Raw genomic sequence first — 16,203 nt, 5'->3', positions numbered from 1 at the left:
GTCGTGAGGCGGCCAGGACAGGTGGCCGCCGGAACACCGACTCCGTAAAGGGATGGTTCTCATGGACGCGCTCTACACCGCTGTCGCCACCGCGACCCACGGCCGCGACGGTCGTGCCGTCTCCTCCGACGGCAAGATCGACCTCAAGCTGGCCCCGCCGGTCGAGCTGGGCGGCAACGGCGAGGGCACCAACCCCGAGCAGCTCTTCGCCGCCGGTTACGCCGCGTGCTTCGGCAGCGCCCTCGGCCTCGTCGGCCGGCAGGCGAAGGTCGACGTCAGCGACGCGGCGGTGACCGCCGAGGTGGGCATCGGCAAGCAGGGCGAGGGCTTCGGCCTGAAGGTGACGCTGCGCGTCGAGCTGCCCGACACCGTGGACCAGGAGACCGGCCGCAAGCTGGTCGAGACCGCCCACCAGGTCTGCCCGTACTCCAACGCCACCCGCGGCAACATCGAGGTCGACCTCGTCATCGAGTAACCGGCACACCACCGGAAGGCCGGGGCACGGTGGCCGCCGGGGCGCGCGTGCAGGCCGACGGCACCGGATGGCGCTCCGCGAGCGGCACCACCGCCGGCAACGCCTCCGGCGGCTCGCCGAGCATCACGTGCCGTACGACGCGTTCCGCGGCGCGCCCGTCGTCGTACGGGCAGAAGCGCTCGCGGAACGCCGTGCGCAGCTGGGCCGAGCGCGAGCCGCGCCAGTGGCCGCTCGCGAAGATGTCGGCCAGCTCGTCCTCGCTGCGCGCGACCGCGCCCGGCGGGAACGCCCGCAGGTCGAAGTACGTGCCACGGGCCGCCTCGTACGCCGCCCAGTCGGCGGTGTGCACGACGATCGGCCGGTCCAGGCACGCGTAGTCGAACATCAGCGAGGCGTAGTCGGTGAGCAGCGCGTCCGAGGCCAGACAGAGGGACGGCACGCTCGGGTGGTCGCGCACGTCGATGATCCGGCCGCCCGCGTCGCCCCCGGCGCCCGGATCGTACGGCGTGCGGGCCAGGACGACGAAGCGCGGGCCGAGGCGGCGGGCGACCCCCGCCAGGTCGATCAGCGGGCCCTGGGTGCGCCGGTGGTCGCGGTGGGCCGGCGCGTACAGGATCGCGACCGCGCCGGGCGGCACGCCCAGCGACTCGCGCAGCCGGGTCACGTCCGCCGAGGTCGCCCGCTGGAAGACGTCGTTGCGCGGGGCGCCGTACTCCAGCGTGCGGTACCGGCCCGGCAGGACCCGCTCCCAGACCAGCGTCGCGTACCGGTTGCCGGACAGGACGTGGTCCCACTGGTCGACGGCCCGCATGAGCGCCGCGAAGTCGGTGCCCCGGGCCGCCGCCGGACGCTCCAGCAGATCCAGGCCCATGTGCCCGAGCGGTGTGCCCTGCCCGGTCCGGATCACCACCTGCCCGCGCCGCTTGCGCAGCCGCCGCTCCAGGACGTCGTCCGTGACCAGGTACGCGGAGCGGGCCAGCGCCGTCCAGTAGGCGGCCGTGCCGGGACGGACGAGGCGCGGGCCCGGCGCAACGGCGTGCTGCTGCTCGGGACGGGCGAGCCACGCGGTCCGGATGTGCGGGGCGTGCGCGCGCAGCGCCTCCTCCAGCGCACCCGGGTCGCCGGGACCCGCCTCGGCGGCGAACACCGCCCGGTCGGCGCGTACCGGCAGCCGCAGCTGGAGGCGGTAGTGCAGCCGCAGCGCCCCGGCGCGCAGGGCGCGGGCCAGCCTCACCGTCGTCCGCAGCGTGCGCCGGCGCGCGGCCGAGGCCAGCCGGAGCGCGCGGAAGGTGCGGCGCAGCCCGAAGCGGACCAGGGCGTGGCGCGGCCGCATCCGGGTGCCGGGGACCCGGTACCGGCGGTAGTGGGCGCGGGCCCGGCGCAGGAACTCGGCGTGGCTGCCGCGCGGCAGCCGGCCCCGCCTGGTGACCACCGCCGCGTAGTGGTCGATCATCCGGCGGAACAACTCCGGTCGCCACCGGTCCAGTTCGGGATGCGTCTCAAGGTGCGCGAACACCCGGTCGTACTGCGCGAACAGGTCGAAGTGGCGACGGTCGGCGCCGACGAGGGCGCCGCTCCGGCGCCGCTGCCGGTAGTGCACGCAGACCCGGTCCAGGGTGGCGATCGACTCCGCCGCCATGAGCACCGGGAAGGTCCAGGGGGTGTCCTCGTAGGCGCCCGGCGGGAAGGCGAAGCCGTGCCGTTCGACGAACTCCCGCCGGCAGGCCTTGTTCCAGGCCGCCGTCAGCACCCTGAGCACTCCCGGCCGGTCCGCCAGCCGGAACGGCGCGGGGCCCTCCTCGGCGAGCCGGCCGGCGAGCCGGCTGCGCACCTGGCGGCCGTCCCAGTAGGTGCGCGCGTAGTCGTACACGAGGACGTCCGGCTCCCCGGTCTCCTCGATCCGGTCGGCGAGCGCCCGCAGCGCGTCCGGGGCGAGGGTGTCGTCGCCGTCCAGGAAGACCAGGTAGTCGCCGCTCGCCTCCGCCATCCCCGCGTTCCGGGCGCCGCCGGGCCCCTGGTTCTCGGCCAGGTGGACGGCCTTCACGCGCGCGTCCCCGGCCGCGTACTCGTCGATGAGCGCGCCGCAGGCATCCGGCGAGCAGTCGTCCACGGCGATCAGTTCCAGATCCGCACACGACTGCGCGAGCACCGAGTCCAGGCACTGGGACAGACAGGCCTGGACCTGGTACGCGGGGACAATGACACTGAACCTGGGCAAGGGGCATCCATCGGTGGTCGATCGGCGCGGGGGGTCTGACCAGGAACGGCCGTTGGAGTGAATTGGTTACGGCGGCGTACGGCATGTGGGGGACCGCGCGGTGCGGCGAAGGGGCGGGCCCCGTGAGTGAGGCCCGCCCCTTCGCGGAAGGCTGCTGGAGGGCCGCTACTTCACCGCGCCCGCCATCACCCCGGACACGAACTGCCGCTGGAACGCGAAGAACACGGCCAGCGGGATCACCATGGAGATGAACGCACCGGGCGCCAGCACGTCGACGTTGTTGCCGAACTGCCGTACCTGTGTCTGCAGGGCGACCGTGATCGGCTGGGTGCCCGACTTGGTGAACACCAGCGCGACCAGCATGTCGTTCCACACCCACAGGAACTGGAAGATGCCGAGGCTCGCGATGGCGGGCCCGCCGAGCGGCATCACCACCCGGGTGAACAGCCGCAGTTCACCGGCGCCGTCGAGGCGGGCCGCCTCCAGCAGCTCGCGCGGGATCTCCGCGAAGAAGTTCCGCAGCAGGAACACCGCGAACGGCAGCCCGAAGCCGGTGTGGAACAGGATCACGCCGAAGATCGTCCCGAACAGGCCGATCTTTCCGAACAGTTCGGCGATCGGGATCAGTGCCACCTGCACCGGCACCACCAGCAGGCTCACCACGCCCAGGAACCACCAGTCCCGGCCCGGGAACTCCATCCACGCGAACGCGTAGCCCGCGAGGGAGCCGACCACGACGACGAGGAGCGTCGCCGGGACCGTGATCAGGACGGTGTTCCACAGGGAGCCCGTGATGTCGCTGTTCTCCAGCAGCTTCTGGTAGCTGTCGAAGGTGAGTTGGGACGGCTTGGTGAACACCGTCCACCAGCCGCTCGCGCTCATGTCCTGCGGGGAGCGCAGCGAGGCCAGCAGCAGACCGACGGTCGGCACCAGCCAGAACAGGCCCACGAGGATCAGGAGGACGCGGACCAGACCGCCGCCCAGCCGCTCCGCGATCCGCGAGCCGAGGGACTGCTTCGCCCGCACCGTCCGGGCGGGGCCGGCTTTCGTCACGCTGTCGGCGGTCGCCGTCATCGCCGCACCTCCCGCTCCCGCCGCAGCCGCCGGATGTTGAACGCCATCACCGGGATCACCAGCACCAGCAGCAGCACCGCGATGGCGCTCGCGACGCCCGGCTGGTCCTCCGCGAAGCCCCTGCGGTACAGCTCCAGGGCGAGCACGTTCGCGTCGGCCTGGGAGGAGCCCGGGGCGATGATGTAGACGAGGTCGAACACCTTCAGCACGTTGATCATCAGCGTGACGGTGACGACCGCGAGGACGGGTGCCAGCAGCGGCACGGTGACCTTGCGGAACACCTGCCACTCGGTGGCGCCGTCCACCCGCGCGGCCTCGAGCAACTCCCGGGGCACGCCCGCGAGTCCGGCCGCGATCAGCACCATCGCGAAGCCCGCCCACATCCAGACGTACGCCCCGATGATCGCCGGGGTGACCAGCGTCGGGCCGAGCCAGGAGACCCCGTTGTACGGCTGCCTGAAGTTGCTCGCCGGAAGCCGCAGCCGTGCCCCGTCGGCGGACGCGGGCAGGGTGAAGGTGCCGTCGCCGGCCGCCGTGGTGGAGGCGACCACCCTGCCGTCCTTCACCGCCTCGATCCGCATCCCGGCGTAGCCCAGCTCCGACGGGTCGGGCACGCCGAGCCGGCCGACGCCCTTGCCGCGGGTGAAGTCCTGCCAGGTGGTGCCGGTGATCTTCCCCGGCTCCGGCCCGGCGGCCACGGCTCTCTTCGCGCCGTCCGGCATCTGGTCGGGGGCGACTCCCACGAGGGGGAGGGTGACGGCCTGGCCGGTGCGGACGGTGGCCCGGGTGATGAAGCCGCCCTGCTGTGCGACCAGGGGCGACTCGCGGCCCGGGTGGGCGTTCGGGAACGCCGACGACGGGGCGAAGGTGTCGTGCACCCCCACCCAGACCGCGTTGGCGACCCCCTTGTGCGGATCCTGGTCGTACACCAGCCGGAAGATGATCCCGGCCGCCAGCATCGAGATCGCCATCGGCATGAAGACGACCAGCTTGAACGCCGTTCCCCAGCGCACCCGTTCGGTCAGCACCGCGAAGACGAGACCGAGCGCGGTGGAGACCGTGGGCGCGAACACCACCCAGATGACGTTGTTCTTGAAGGCGGTGCGGATGCTGTCATCCACGAAGAGCGTCTTGTAGTTGTCGGTTCCGGCGAAGCCGTGGCCGGAGTCGGCCACGAAGCTGCGGACCAGTGAGTACCCGATGGGGTAGACCACGAGCGCGCCGAGCAGCACCAGGGCGGGCAGCAGGAACAGCGCTGCCACGGCCCGGCGGGTGCCGGTCACGCTCTTGCGGCTCTTGGCGGAGGGGGGTGCGGCGGGACCCGGTGGGGCCCCGGCCGCCGCTGCCGACGCCATCGCCGGGTCAGCTCCCGCTTCCGTACGCCGCCGCCGCGTCCTTCTCCAGCTTCGCCTGGGTGCCCGCCACGTCCGACGGGTTGCGCAGGAAGTCCTGGAGGTCCTTCCACTCGCCCTTGCCCGGGGTGCCGCCGAAGGCCTGCGGCGCCTGGTCGGACATGTCGAAGCGGAAGTCGTCGCCGGACGCGATCAGCGCCTTGGCGATCTTCTGCTGCACCTCGTTCGGATACGCCGAGATCGGCACGTTCCTGTTCGGCGAGAGATAGCCGCCGAGCCCGGCCTGGATCGTCGCCGCGTCCGGGGAGGCGAGGAAGGTGACCAGGGCCTGGGCCGCCTTGGAGTCCTTCAGGATCACCGCCGCGTCGCCGCCGGAGACCACGGGCGCGCTCGCGCCGACCGCCGGGAACGGGAACACCTTCGCGTCCGTGCCCACCTTCGCCTTGGTCTCACCGATGTTGACCTGCACGAAGTCACCCTCGTAGACCATCGCGGCCTTGGGCTGGTCGCCGCCGGTGAAGGTCTGGGTGACCGAGGCCGGGAACTCGGTCTGCAGCGCCCCGCTCTGCCCGCCCGCGAGGTAGTCCTTCTTGCCCCAGATCTGCGCGAGCGTCTGCAGGGCCTGCCGGACCGACGGATCCGTCCACTTGATCTTGTGCTGGGTGAGCTGGTCGTACTTCGCGGGCCCCGCCTGGGACAGATAGACGTTCTCGAACCAGTCCGTCAGCGGCCAGCCGTCCGCGCCCGGCACCGAGAACGGCGTGACCCCGGAGTCGTAGACCGCCTGCGCGGTGGTCAGCAGGTCCTTCCAGGTCTTCGGTTCCTTGGCGCCCGCGTTCGCGAAGACCTTGGCGTTGTACCAGATCAGCGACTTGTTGGCGGCCTTGTAGTAGACGCCGTACTGCTTGCCGTCGACCTTGCCGATGTCCTGCCAGCCCTGCGAGTAGTTCTTCTGCAGTTCCTTCAGGGCGTCCGGGCCGAGCGGCTTGGCCCACTTCTGCCGCACGGCCTGCTTGATGGCGCCGGGCTGCGGCAGCATCGCCACGTCCGGCGGCTGGCCGCCCGCGATCTTCGAGCCGAGGAAGTTGATGATCGGGTCCTGGGCGGGCACGAAGGTGACCTTCGCGCCGGTCCGCTTCTCGAACTCGGCCAGCACCTGCTTGAAGTTGCCCTGCTCCTGGCCGGTCCAGACGGCGGCGATCTCCAGGGTGGTGCCGTTCAGCTCGGGGAGGCTGACGGTGGAACCGGTCGGGGTCGTCCCGCCGCCCTTCTTCCCCGTGTCGCTCTTGTCGCCGCCGCCGGAGCACGCGGAGAGCGCGAGGGCTCCCGCGAGCAGGGTGGCGACCGTGGTGACGGTCCTGTGTGTCCGGATGGTGCTGCTGCTCCTGCTGCGCATCACTTCCCCGTTCGTCGTTCTCCGTTGAACGTCAAGAAGACTGTCCCGTGCGGTCCGGTGTACGACGGGCCGCTCAGGGCGGGCAAGAGCGCCTGCGGGGCCGGAGCGGTCATCGTGACCGGCTCGTGACCGAGAGTGTATGCGAGCGGGTTCGAACTGAACGTGAAACGCGCACCGGCGCGAGGGGGGCGGTCAGAGCAGGGACGGCACCTGGGCCGCCGACACCTCCCGGGCCGCCCGCTCCACCGCGCTCGCCAGCAGCGCCAGGTCCGTCGGGCCGTTGCCCAGCTCACGCACCGGCCGGCGGGCCGGCGGGTCGCCCATGCGGGCCCAGTCCAGCGGGACGACCGTCGGCCGCTGGGTCGCGGTGCGCGGGATACGGCCCGTCACCCGGCCCGCCTGGAATCCGGTGGTCCGGCCGCCGGCGGACGCCAGCCGGCCGCGCCCCGGCGCCGGCTCGTCCGGACCCGTCGTCGGGGCGTCCAGCACGACCCGCAGCGTGGCCCGGCGCGCCGGCTCCGTCTCCGCCGTACGGCCCCCCGCGCCGGTCGCCGCCACCAGGTGCACGCCGAGCCGCTCGCCCTCCCGGGCCACCGCCTCCAGCGCCCGCATCACCGATCCCGCGGCGGGCCGGCCGGGCGAGCCGAGCGCGGGCGAGACCAGCGCGTCCAGGTCGTCGACGACCACCACGAGCCGGGGCAGCGGCGGTGCCGCCTCGGCCCGCCCGCGCGCGGCGGCCCCCGGCCGCAGCCGCAGGGTGGAGCTGGGCGGGACCTCTATGTCCCCGGAGGAACCGGCCGAGGCCGTGCGCTGCGCGACGATACGGCCCGACAGCGTGCGTCCCGCGTGCCACTCGGCGAAGTCCGACCGGCCCAGCAGCTCCGCGCGCCGCTTCAGCTCGGCGGCCAGCGACTGGGCGAACTCCCGCATGCGCACGGGGTCGTTGGCGATGAGGTGGGTGGTGACATGCGGTATGTCGGTGCACGCGCGCAGCCCTTCACCGCGCCCGGCGCCGCCCCCGACGCCGTCCCGCCCGTCGATCAGCACGATGCCCAGCCGGTCCGGCCGCTCGGCGGCGGCCAGCGAGGCCACCAGGGAGCGCAGCAGCTCCGTACGACCGCTGCCGGGCGGTCCCTCGACCAGCAGGTGCGGCCCGTCGGCCACCAGGTCGGCGGTGAGCGGCCCGCGCGGCCCGGCACCGAGCACCGCCCGCGCCCGGCCGCCGAGCGCCTGTGTGTCGTCGGCGGCGTCCGCCCAGCGCGCCATCAGCGACGCCGGGGTGGCCCGGGCCAGCCCCAACTCGTCCAGCAGTCGGGCCGACGGGGGCAGCGGTGCGGCCACGCGCGCGTGCGGCTCGACGACCGGGCCGTCCGGGCGCAGCGGCGCCAGTGCCCGCGCGAACCGCTCCGCCCAGGCGCCGGAGACGGCGTCGACGGCGGCGAGCACCCCGGGACCCACCGGCCCCCCGGGCGCGACCCGCACCAGATGCAGCGCGGTCGCGACGTCCCCGCCGAGCAGCGCCACGGCACCGCAGTGCCGCAGGGTCGGCGTCGCCGCGCAGGCCGCCTCGTACGTCGCCGCCACGGGGGACTCCGCCGACGCGGGGCCGGTCTCGGCGAGAGACACCACGTGCACCCCGACCCGCGGCCCGGCCACGGCGAGCCGCGCGAGAGCTTCCTGGAGGGCCGTCCCGCCGGGATCGCCGTCCACGACGACGACCGTGTAGGGGCCGGGGAAACCGTCGGCACCGGCGGGATCCGCGCCGTCCTTCGCCCAGGAGGGGCGGCGCTCGGTGCCGGCGGGGAAGGTGGCGTGCGCTCCCCGGGCGGGGGCGGTTCGGTGGGCGGGTGTGCCGGGCGGCGGGGTGTGCCCCGGGACGCCGGGCAGGGGATGGCCGGCCGCCTGTTCGTGGGCGGGCAGGCCGTGGGCGGACCGGCCCGGCGCGGGTGAGGGCGCGCCGGACGGGGGGAAGCCCGGGGCGTCCGGGACGGCAGCCGTACCGGAGGCGCCGGGGCGGCTCATGGCGCCGGGCGCGGCCGGGCCGCCGGGGTGGGGCGCGGTGCCGGGTGCGGAGGGGGCGCCCGGCGGGGTGCCCTGGGCGGGCGGACCCGCGGGCGCGGCCGGGGCGAGGGCGTCCGGGAGCGGGGCGCGCGTGGCCGCGGGACCCGGCGCCGGGGCGGCGCCGGGGCGGGCCGCGCTTCTGCCCGCCGCCGTGTGGTCGTCCAGCCGGCGCAGCAGTTCCTCCGCGCGGGCCGCCGCCTGCTCGCGGTCGTAGGCCAGCAGGAGGCGGCAGTCCTGGCCGTGGCCCGGCCGGACGTGCGGGAGCCAGCCCAGCCAGGACCACTCGGCCGTGCGCTCCTCGACGGGCCGGGAGCGGTCGGCGCTGATCAGCACGATCTCCAGCAGGTCGGGGGAGTGCATCGCGGCGAGCTGGGCCAGCACCGCGCGGGCCAGCCCGGACAGCCGGGGGCGCGGACCGGCCAGGCCCAGCGAGCCCGCCTCGCGCAGCGCCGCCGTCACCGGCACGGCGGGCAGCAGGCCCGAGCCGTCCGGCGCGCTCCGGTCGGCCGTGCCGACCCGCACGGTCAGCGCCTCCCGGTGGCCCGGCCCGCGCTCCCACAGCCGGGGGCCGGGACCGAGCGCCGTCAGCAGCAGGGCGGCGGGATCCGGCCAGGTCTCCGGCTGCCGCGGGGCGTCGGCCACGGGGGCGGTGCCGGGGGTGTGGTCCGCCTCGGTGTCGTACGCATCCGCGTCCCCCGGATGCTCCGCGCGGCCCCCGGCCAGCCGCCGGGCCCACTTGCCGAGCCCGCGTTTGCGGGCGCTGTGCGGGGCGTCGGTGCCCCGGAGCGGAGTGTTCTTGCGGCCGTCGCCCGGCGGTTCCTCGCCCGCCCCGGCGATGCCGAGGCGCCCCGCGTGCGTGTCCCCGCCCAGAGCGGCCTCGCGCGCGCTCTCGATCCGCGGCGCCCCGCCCTGCCCGGGCACCAGGAGCGACTCCGCACGCCCGTGCTCCTGCCCCGCGCCCCCGCAGACAGCGCCGTCGACGGATGCGCCACCCGCGCCCGAGGCACCCGCGCCCGAGGCACCCGCGCCCGAGGCACCCGCGCCCGGGGCGCCGTCGTGCGCCGCGCCGCCGGTGACCCGCAGGCACCCCTCCCCGTCCGGCACCGTGCCCATCCGCGCCCTGGGTCCGCCGGCCGGAGCGACCCGCAGGGCCGACTCGCCGATCCGCAGCAGTCCTCCGGCCGGGACCCGCACCGGCCGCTCCTCGATCCGCACGCCGTCGAGCACCGTGCCGTTCGTGGAGCCGAGGTCGGCGACCGAGACGCGGCCGTCGGCGCCGACCGTGACCGCGCAGTGCAGCCGGGAGACGTCGGGGTCGTCCAGGGGGACGTCGGCGTCGGCCGAGCGGCCCACGCTGATCCGGCCGCCGTGCAGCAGATGGACCCCGCCCGCGTCCGGCCCGGCGACGACGTGCAGCTGGGTCGGCGCTTCGTCCAGCTCGGGGTGCGGCTCGGCGGCCGCGGGGGCGCCGAGGGACAGCACGGCGCCGTCGACCAGCGGGGGTTCGCCGAGGGTGCGGCGGCGCGGGTCCAGGCGCTCGGTGCCGGCGTACAGGACGAGGCCCGGGCCGGAGGCGGCCTGGCCCTGGCCGGCCTCGGCGCCGACCGCCCCGGCCAGCGCGGACGCGACCGCGGCCAGGTCCGTGCCCGTGGGCGCCGTGACCAGCACGTCGCGGCTCGCGGCGCGGCCCCGCTGCGGGGCCGGGCCCAGCGGGTCTACGACGGTCAGCCGGATCTGCATCCCCACCCCAACACGAGCACGTCGGCCAGTACTGGGAGGCATCCTCGCACCTGCCACTGACACCGCGCCCCGCACCCGGTGACAAGTGATCTTGATTGGTCGGCTCTGCCCCCAAAAGTGCCTGACCAATGGTTCGCGGACGATCACTTGAGATCGGTCACGTCCGCTCCCCGGCAACCGACGCACCGGTGGGAGCGTCTTTCCGTCGAACACATCGAACATCCTCGGGAACGCTTACGTAGTGCCCAGGAAGGCGGCACTACAGTGGGTCGGAACACCGGCAGTGAAGGCAAGCAAGCAGCAGGGAGCGCGTGACGTGCGGCCAGTCGGCAGCAAGTACCTGCTTGAGGAGCCGCTCGGACGCGGCGCCACAGGCACCGTCTGGCGTGCCCGCCAGCGGGAGACCGCAGGTGCCGAGGCGGCCGTGCCCGGCCAGCCCGGCGAGACGCTCGCGATCAAGGTCCTCAAGGAGGAGCTGGCGAGCGATCCGGACATCGTGATGCGCTTCCTGCGCGAGCGCTCCGTGCTGCTCCGGCTCACCCACCCGAACATCGTCCGGGTCCGCGACCTGGTCGTCGAGGGCGATCTGCTGGCCCTGGTCATGGACCTCGTCGACGGCCCCGACCTGCACCGCTACCTGCGCGAGAACGGCCCGCTCACCCCGGTCGCCGCCGCGCTGCTGACGGCCCAGATCGCCGACGCGCTCGCCGCGAGCCACACCGACGGGGTCGTACACCGCGACCTGAAGCCCGCCAACGTGCTGCTCGCGCAGAACAACGGCCAGATGCACCCGATGCTGACCGACTTCGGCATCGCCCGCCTCGCCGACTCCCCGGGACTGACCCGCACCAGCGAGTTCGTCGGCACGCCCGCGTACGTGGCGCCGGAGTCCGCCGAGGGCCGCCCGCAGACCTCCGCGGTGGACATCTACGGCGCCGGCATCCTGCTGTACGAGCTGGTCACCGGCCGCCCGCCGTTCTCCGGCAGCACCGCCCTCGAAGTCCTGCACCAGCACCTGAGCGCCGAGCCGCGCCGCCCTTCCACCGTCCCGGACCCGCTGTGGACGGTCATAGAGCGCTGCCTGCGCAAGAACCCCGACGAACGGCCGAGCGCCGAGAGCCTCGCGCGCGGGCTGCGCGTCGTCGCCGAGGGCATCGGCGTGCACGCGAACGCGGCGCAGATCGCGGCCGCCGAGGGCGTGGGCATGCTGCTCGCCCCCGACCCGGCGCCGACGGCCGTACCGGGCGTGCCCGGCGCCGCCGATCCCACCCAGGTGCTGCCGACGAACGCGCCGCAGGCGTACGACCCGAGTGCCGCGACGAGCGTCCTGCCGCACACCGGCGGTCCGGCCGGCGCCGCCGACCCCACCGCCGTACTGCCGAACACGGGGGCCGCCGACCCGACGGCGGTGCTGCCCGGCACCGGCCCCCAGGGGCAGCCGGGACAGCAGCCCGACCAGCCGCACCCCTGGCAGAACCAGCTGCGCGCCGCCCGCGACCGCAACGAACAGACGCAGGTCCAGTACCTGGCCCCGGAGGACGACCCGCTGCGCCACCGGCCGCAGCGCCAGGTCGCCCGGCCCCAGCAGCAGCCGCGCCAGGCCCCCCAGGCCCGCCCCCGGCAGCCGCAGCCGCGCGGCCGGCAGCAGGGCTACCAGCAGGGGTACGGCTACGGGCAGCAGCCCCAGCAGTACGCCCCGCCGCCGCAGCAGCCGCAGCGGTACGCCCCGGAGCCGCAGCGCCCCGCGCGCGAGCCGCGGGAACCGCGCCGGCGCAGCGCCAACCCGATGAAGATCCCGGGGCTCGGCTGCCTGAAGGGCTGCCTGTTCACGATCGTCATCCTGGTCGTGGCGAGCTGGCTGATCTACGAGCTGACCCCGCTGCACACCTGGGTCGGCCAGGGCCGCAGCTACTGGCACGAGGTGAGCCACTGGGTCGGCCAGGTCAGCAAGTGGGCGAAGGACCTCGGCGGTTCCTCGGGCAATTGATCCCGGAACGCCCGTAACTCGATCGCGAGTTTGCGGATTTGTCGACATCTGGCGGGTGATTTCCGTCTCCGCGGTGAAGGTTGGCTCCTCGGACGCGTAGTTTTAACGACACCACGCGACAACGCGCGCCTGTAGGAGCAGTCTTGGCACGGAAGATCGGCAGCCGGTACACCGCGAACCAGATCCTGGGGCGGGGCAGCGCCGGCACGGTGTGGCTGGGCGAGGGGCCGGACGGACCCGTCGCCATCAAGATGCTGCGCGAGGACCTCGCCTCCGACCAGGAGCTCGTCGGACGCTTCGTCCAGGAGCGCACCGCGCTGCTCGGCCTGGAGCACCCGCACATCGTCACCGTGCGCGACCTCGTGGTGGACGGCAACGACCTGGCCCTGGTCATGGACCTCGTGCGCGGCACCGATCTGCGCACCCGGCTGGAGCGCGAGCGGCGGCTCGCCCCCGAGTCGGCCGTGGCGATCGTCGCCGACGTCGCCGACGCGCTCGCGGCGGCCCACGCGGCCGGGGTCGTCCACCGGGACGTCAAGCCCGAGAACGTGCTCCTCGACATGCAGGGGCCCCTGGGTCCGGGCGGGTCGCACCCCGCCCTGCTGACGGACTTCGGCGTCGCCAAGCTGATCGACTCGCCGAAGCGGACCAAGGCCACCAAGATCATCGGCACGCCGGACTACCTGGCCCCGGAGATCGTCGAGGGCCTGCCCCCGCGCGCGTCCGTCGACATCTACGCCCTCGCCACCGTTCTGTACGAGCTGCTGGCGGGCTTCACCCCGTTCGGCGGCGGCCACCCGGGCGCGGTGCTGCGCCGCCATGTCACCGAGACCGTCGTCCCGCTCCCCGGCATCCCCGAGGAGCTGTGGCAGCTGATCGTGCAGTGCCTGGCCAAGGCCCCCGCCTCCCGGCTGCGGGCCTCGGAGCTGGCGGCACGGCTGCGCGAGCAGCTCCCGATGCTGGCCGGGATGCCGCCCCTGGAGGTGGACGAGCCGGACCAGGCCGACGAGCCGGAGGCGCAGGAACCGGCGGCCGAGCCGGCCGAGCCGGCCCGGCGCCGGGGCGCGGTCTCGCTGGTGCCGGGCGCCAAGCCGGACTCCAACCGGGACACGCACACCTCGATGCGCGTGCCGGGCCCGGACGAGCTGGCCGGCGGCGCCCACGGGACCGCGCGCGCTCCCCGGGCCACCGGTGCGCCCCGGCCGGGTTCGGCCCGCCACCGGGCGGTGGTGCGGCGGCGCCGGATCACGCTCGGCGTGGCCGGGGCGGTCGTGGCGGCGGTGGTGGGCGTCGGCGCCTACGCGGCCTCCTCCTCCGGCGACGACGGGCCGGCCCGGGACACCCACAGCACCCAGGCGCCCTGACCGCGCCCTGCCCGGGCTCCTTGCCACAGCCGTTACGCTGGAGGCGTGGCAGTCGTCGATGTATCCGAAGAGCTGAAGTCCCTCTCCTCGACCATGGAGTCGATCGAGGCCGTCCTGGACCTCGAGAAGATGAGGGCAGATATCGCCGTGCTCGAGGAGCAGGCGGCCGCGCCGTCCCTGTGGGACAACCCGGACGAGGCGCAGAAGATCACCAGCAAGCTCTCCCACCTCCAGGCCGAGGTCAGGAAGGCGGAGGCGCTGCGCGGCCGGATCGACGATCTCGCCGTCCTCTTCGAGATGGCCGAGGAGGAGGACGACCCGGACACCCGTGCCGAGGCCGAGTCCGAGCTGGCCGCCGTCAGGAAGTCGCTGGACGAGATGGAGGTCCGCACCCTCCTGTCCGGCGAGTACGACTCCCGTGAGGCGCTCGTCAACATCCGCGCCGAGGCCGGCGGTGTCGACGCCGCCGACTTCGCCGAGAAGCTCCAGCGCATGTACCTGCGCTGGGCCGAGCAGCGCGGCTACAAGACCGAGCTGATCGAGACGTCGTACGCCGAAGAGGCCGGCATCAAGTCGACCACCTTCGCCGTCCAGGCGCCGTACGCCTACGGCACCCTCTCCGTCGAGCAGGGCACGCACCGCCTGGTGCGCATCTCGCCCTACGACAACCAGGGCCGCCGCCAGACCTCCTTCGCCGGTGTCGAGGTGCTCCCCGTGGTCGAGCAGACCGACCACATCGAGATCGACGAGTCCGAGCTGCGCGTGGACGTGTACCGGTCCTCGGGCCCCGGCGGCCAGGGCGTGAACACCACCGACTCCGCGGTGCGGCTCACCCACCTCCCGACCGGCATCGTGGTCTCCTGCCAGAACGAGCGCTCGCAGATCCAGAACAAGGCCACGGCGATGAACGTCCTCCAGGCCAAGCTGCTGGAGCGGCGCCGCCAGGAGGAGCAGGCCAAGATGGACGCCCTCAAGGGCGACGGCGGCAACTCCTGGGGCAACCAGATGCGTTCGTACGTCCTGCACCCGTACCAGATGGTCAAGGACCTGCGCACCGACTACGAGGTCGGCAACCCGGAGTCCGTGTTCAACGGTGAGATCGACGGGTTCCTGGAGGCCGGCATTCGCTGGCGCAAGCAGCAGGAGAAGTAACTTTGTCGACATGACAACTGCCGCCCGCGAGGCGGCAGTTGTCGTTATGTCTGGGTTTTACGTCACAATTACAGGTTCCAAGGCGCCGCATAAACACCCCCAACGGACAATGCGCCCGCAATGCCCTTGACGTTGCTTTGAAGAATGGGAAGAGTTGCACGCGGCATGCGTACTCGAGGGGCGCATGTGAACCGGGGGAATGAGTTGACGCGCTTCGTCACCGGCTGCCTCCCGTCGATCACGGCAACGCCCCACGCGCCGCCTCATTGACGAACAGCTACTGGGGGTAGCAACCATATGACGAAGAAGACGCGGATCCGGGTCGCGCGGATAGCCGCGGGCGCCGTGATCGCGGCCGGTGCGTCACTGACCGCAGCCGGCGCGGCCTCCGCCGCGGGCATCGATGTCCAGGCCGGTCCGATCAGCCTGGGTGTGCACACGGACGCCGGGAACGACAGCGGCGGTACCGACGGCGGCTGCCCGGTCGCCGTCTGCACCACTGGCGGCACCACGACCGGCGGAGACTCCTCGACCGGCGGCACCAGCACCACCGGCGGAGACTCCTCGACCGGCGGCACCAGCACCACCGGCGGTGACTCCACCACCGGTGGCACCTCCACCACGGGCGGTGACTCGGGCACCGGCGGTTCCAGCACCACCGGCGGGGACTCCTCGACCAACGGCGGCGTCACCATCGGTGGTCTCGTCACCGGCGGCGACAGCTCCACCGGGGGTTCGAGCAGCACGGGTGGTGACAGCGGCACCGGCGGCTCCAGCTCTACCGGTGGCTCCAGCTCTACCGGTGGCACCAGCTCCACCGGTGGCACCAGCACCTCGGGCGGCAGCTCCACCGGTGGCACCAGCTCCACCGGTGGCACCAGCTCCACCGGCGGTACCAGCAGCACCGGCGGTACCGGCACCTCGGGCGGCAGCTCCACCGGCGGCACCAGCTCCACCGGCGGCACCAGCTCCACCGGCGGTACCAGCACCTCGGGCGGCGGTTCCACCGGCGGCTCGAGCACCACGGGCGGCTCCGCCAGCACCGGCGGTTCGAGCAGCACCGGCGGCAACAACGACAAGCCCCAGGGCGGCAACAACAACGCCACCCAGGACCAGGGCTCCTCGAACCTGACCGACACGGGCTCCGACAACGGCAACAAGGCCCAGGCCCAGGGCGGTGACAAGCAGCTCGCCGAGACCGGTGCCGGTCCGACCGAGTTCCTGCTCATCGGCGCCGCGACGATGATCGCCGGCGGCATCGGCTTCCGTGTGCTGCCGCGTCTGATGAACGGCCGGGGCGGCGCCGCCGCCTGACCGTGACCCCAAGGTCACACCGCGTACGCACGCCGTACGCGCAAGGGCCCGGAGCTTGGCGCTCCGGGCC

The 16,203-nt window shown here is 73.9% G+C and carries 10 protein-coding genes; 5 read left to right on the top strand and 5 right to left on the bottom strand.

Annotated elements, in window-relative coordinates; all coding sequences use genetic code 11:
* Positions 1-61 precede the first annotated feature (61 nt).
* Positions 62-475: an organic hydroperoxide resistance protein gene (locus tag BIV23_RS28745; RefSeq protein ID WP_071383914.1), complete on the top strand. Its 414-nt coding sequence runs from the start codon at positions 62-64 to the stop codon at positions 473-475.
* Here the strand turns inward: BIV23_RS28745 and BIV23_RS28740 are convergent.
* The 5 genes from BIV23_RS28740 to BIV23_RS28720 form a co-directional block, all read right to left on the bottom strand.
* A complete protein-coding gene (locus BIV23_RS28740; protein WP_071383874.1) occupies positions 465-2,693 on the bottom strand; it encodes a bifunctional glycosyltransferase/CDP-glycerol:glycerophosphate glycerophosphotransferase in 2,229 nt (742 codons plus the stop codon). The two genes, BIV23_RS28745 and BIV23_RS28740, sit on opposite strands and share 11 nt — an antisense overlap.
* Positions 2,694-2,858: 165 nt before the next feature.
* On the bottom strand, positions 2,859-3,767 hold the full coding sequence (locus BIV23_RS28735; RefSeq protein WP_071383873.1) for a carbohydrate ABC transporter permease: 909 nt from the start codon (positions 3,765-3,767) through the stop codon (positions 2,859-2,861).
* A complete protein-coding gene (locus tag BIV23_RS28730; RefSeq protein WP_079173433.1) occupies positions 3,764-5,122 on the bottom strand; it encodes a carbohydrate ABC transporter permease in 1,359 nt (452 codons plus the stop codon). The genes BIV23_RS28735 and BIV23_RS28730 overlap by 4 nt, the downstream gene beginning before the upstream one ends.
* A 7-nt stretch (positions 5,123-5,129) precedes the next feature.
* Positions 5,130-6,515, bottom strand: a complete 1,386-nt coding sequence (locus BIV23_RS28725; protein ID WP_071383872.1) for an ABC transporter substrate-binding protein — start codon at positions 6,513-6,515, stop codon at positions 5,130-5,132.
* Positions 6,516-6,707: 192 nt separating this feature from the next.
* Positions 6,708-10,316 carry an FtsK/SpoIIIE domain-containing protein gene (locus BIV23_RS28720; protein WP_071383912.1) on the bottom strand — a complete coding sequence of 1,203 codons (3,609 nt, stop codon included), beginning with the start codon at positions 10,314-10,316 and terminating at the stop codon, positions 6,708-6,710.
* Positions 10,317-10,632: 316 nt separating this feature from the next.
* Between BIV23_RS28720 and BIV23_RS28715 the strand changes: the two genes are divergently transcribed.
* From BIV23_RS28715 to BIV23_RS28700, 4 genes are all read left to right on the top strand, one after another.
* Positions 10,633-12,303, top strand: coding sequence for a serine/threonine-protein kinase (locus tag BIV23_RS28715; RefSeq protein ID WP_071383911.1), 1,671 nt, complete (start codon positions 10,633-10,635; stop codon positions 12,301-12,303).
* Positions 12,304-12,446: 143 nt separating this feature from the next.
* Positions 12,447-13,667 (top strand): serine/threonine-protein kinase, encoded by a 1,221-nt coding sequence (locus BIV23_RS28710; protein ID WP_071383871.1) that lies wholly within the window; start codon positions 12,447-12,449, stop codon positions 13,665-13,667.
* Between the two features lie 45 nt (positions 13,668-13,712).
* Positions 13,713-14,819, top strand: coding sequence for a peptide chain release factor 2 (gene prfB, locus BIV23_RS28705; protein ID WP_071383870.1), 1,107 nt, complete (start codon positions 13,713-13,715; stop codon positions 14,817-14,819).
* A 297-nt stretch (positions 14,820-15,116) separates the two neighbouring features.
* Positions 15,117-16,133, top strand: coding sequence for a hypothetical protein (locus BIV23_RS28700; RefSeq protein ID WP_071383869.1), 1,017 nt, complete (start codon positions 15,117-15,119; stop codon positions 16,131-16,133).
* The last annotated feature ends 70 nt before the right edge of the window (positions 16,134-16,203 follow it).

Origin of the sequence: Streptomyces monashensis (genome assembly GCF_001866665.1) — a bacterium.
Taxonomy (GTDB): Bacteria; Actinomycetota; Actinomycetes; order Streptomycetales; family Streptomycetaceae; genus Streptomyces; species Streptomyces monashensis.
This window is presented reverse-complemented; position numbering and strand designations above follow the sequence as displayed.

What these genes read in the sequence shown, in the direction of transcription:
- BIV23_RS28745 (WP_071383914.1), top strand. Translation starts at nt 62, where the DNA reads ATGGACGCGCTCTACACCGCTGTCGCCACCGCGACCCACGGCCGCGAC.
- BIV23_RS28735 (WP_071383873.1), bottom strand. Translation starts at nt 3,767, where the DNA reads ATGACGGCGACCGCCGACAGCGTGACGAAAGCCGGCCCCGCCCGGACG.
- BIV23_RS28730 (WP_079173433.1), bottom strand. Translation starts at nt 5,122, where the DNA reads ATGGCGTCGGCAGCGGCGGCCGGGGCCCCACCGGGTCCCGCCGCACCC.
- BIV23_RS28725 (WP_071383872.1), bottom strand. Translation starts at nt 6,515, where the DNA reads ATGCGCAGCAGGAGCAGCAGCACCATCCGGACACACAGGACCGTCACC.
- BIV23_RS28720 (WP_071383912.1), bottom strand. Translation starts at nt 10,316, where the DNA reads ATGCAGATCCGGCTGACCGTCGTAGACCCGCTGGGCCCGGCCCCGCAG.
- BIV23_RS28700 (WP_071383869.1), top strand. Translation starts at nt 15,117, where the DNA reads ATGACGAAGAAGACGCGGATCCGGGTCGCGCGGATAGCCGCGGGCGCC.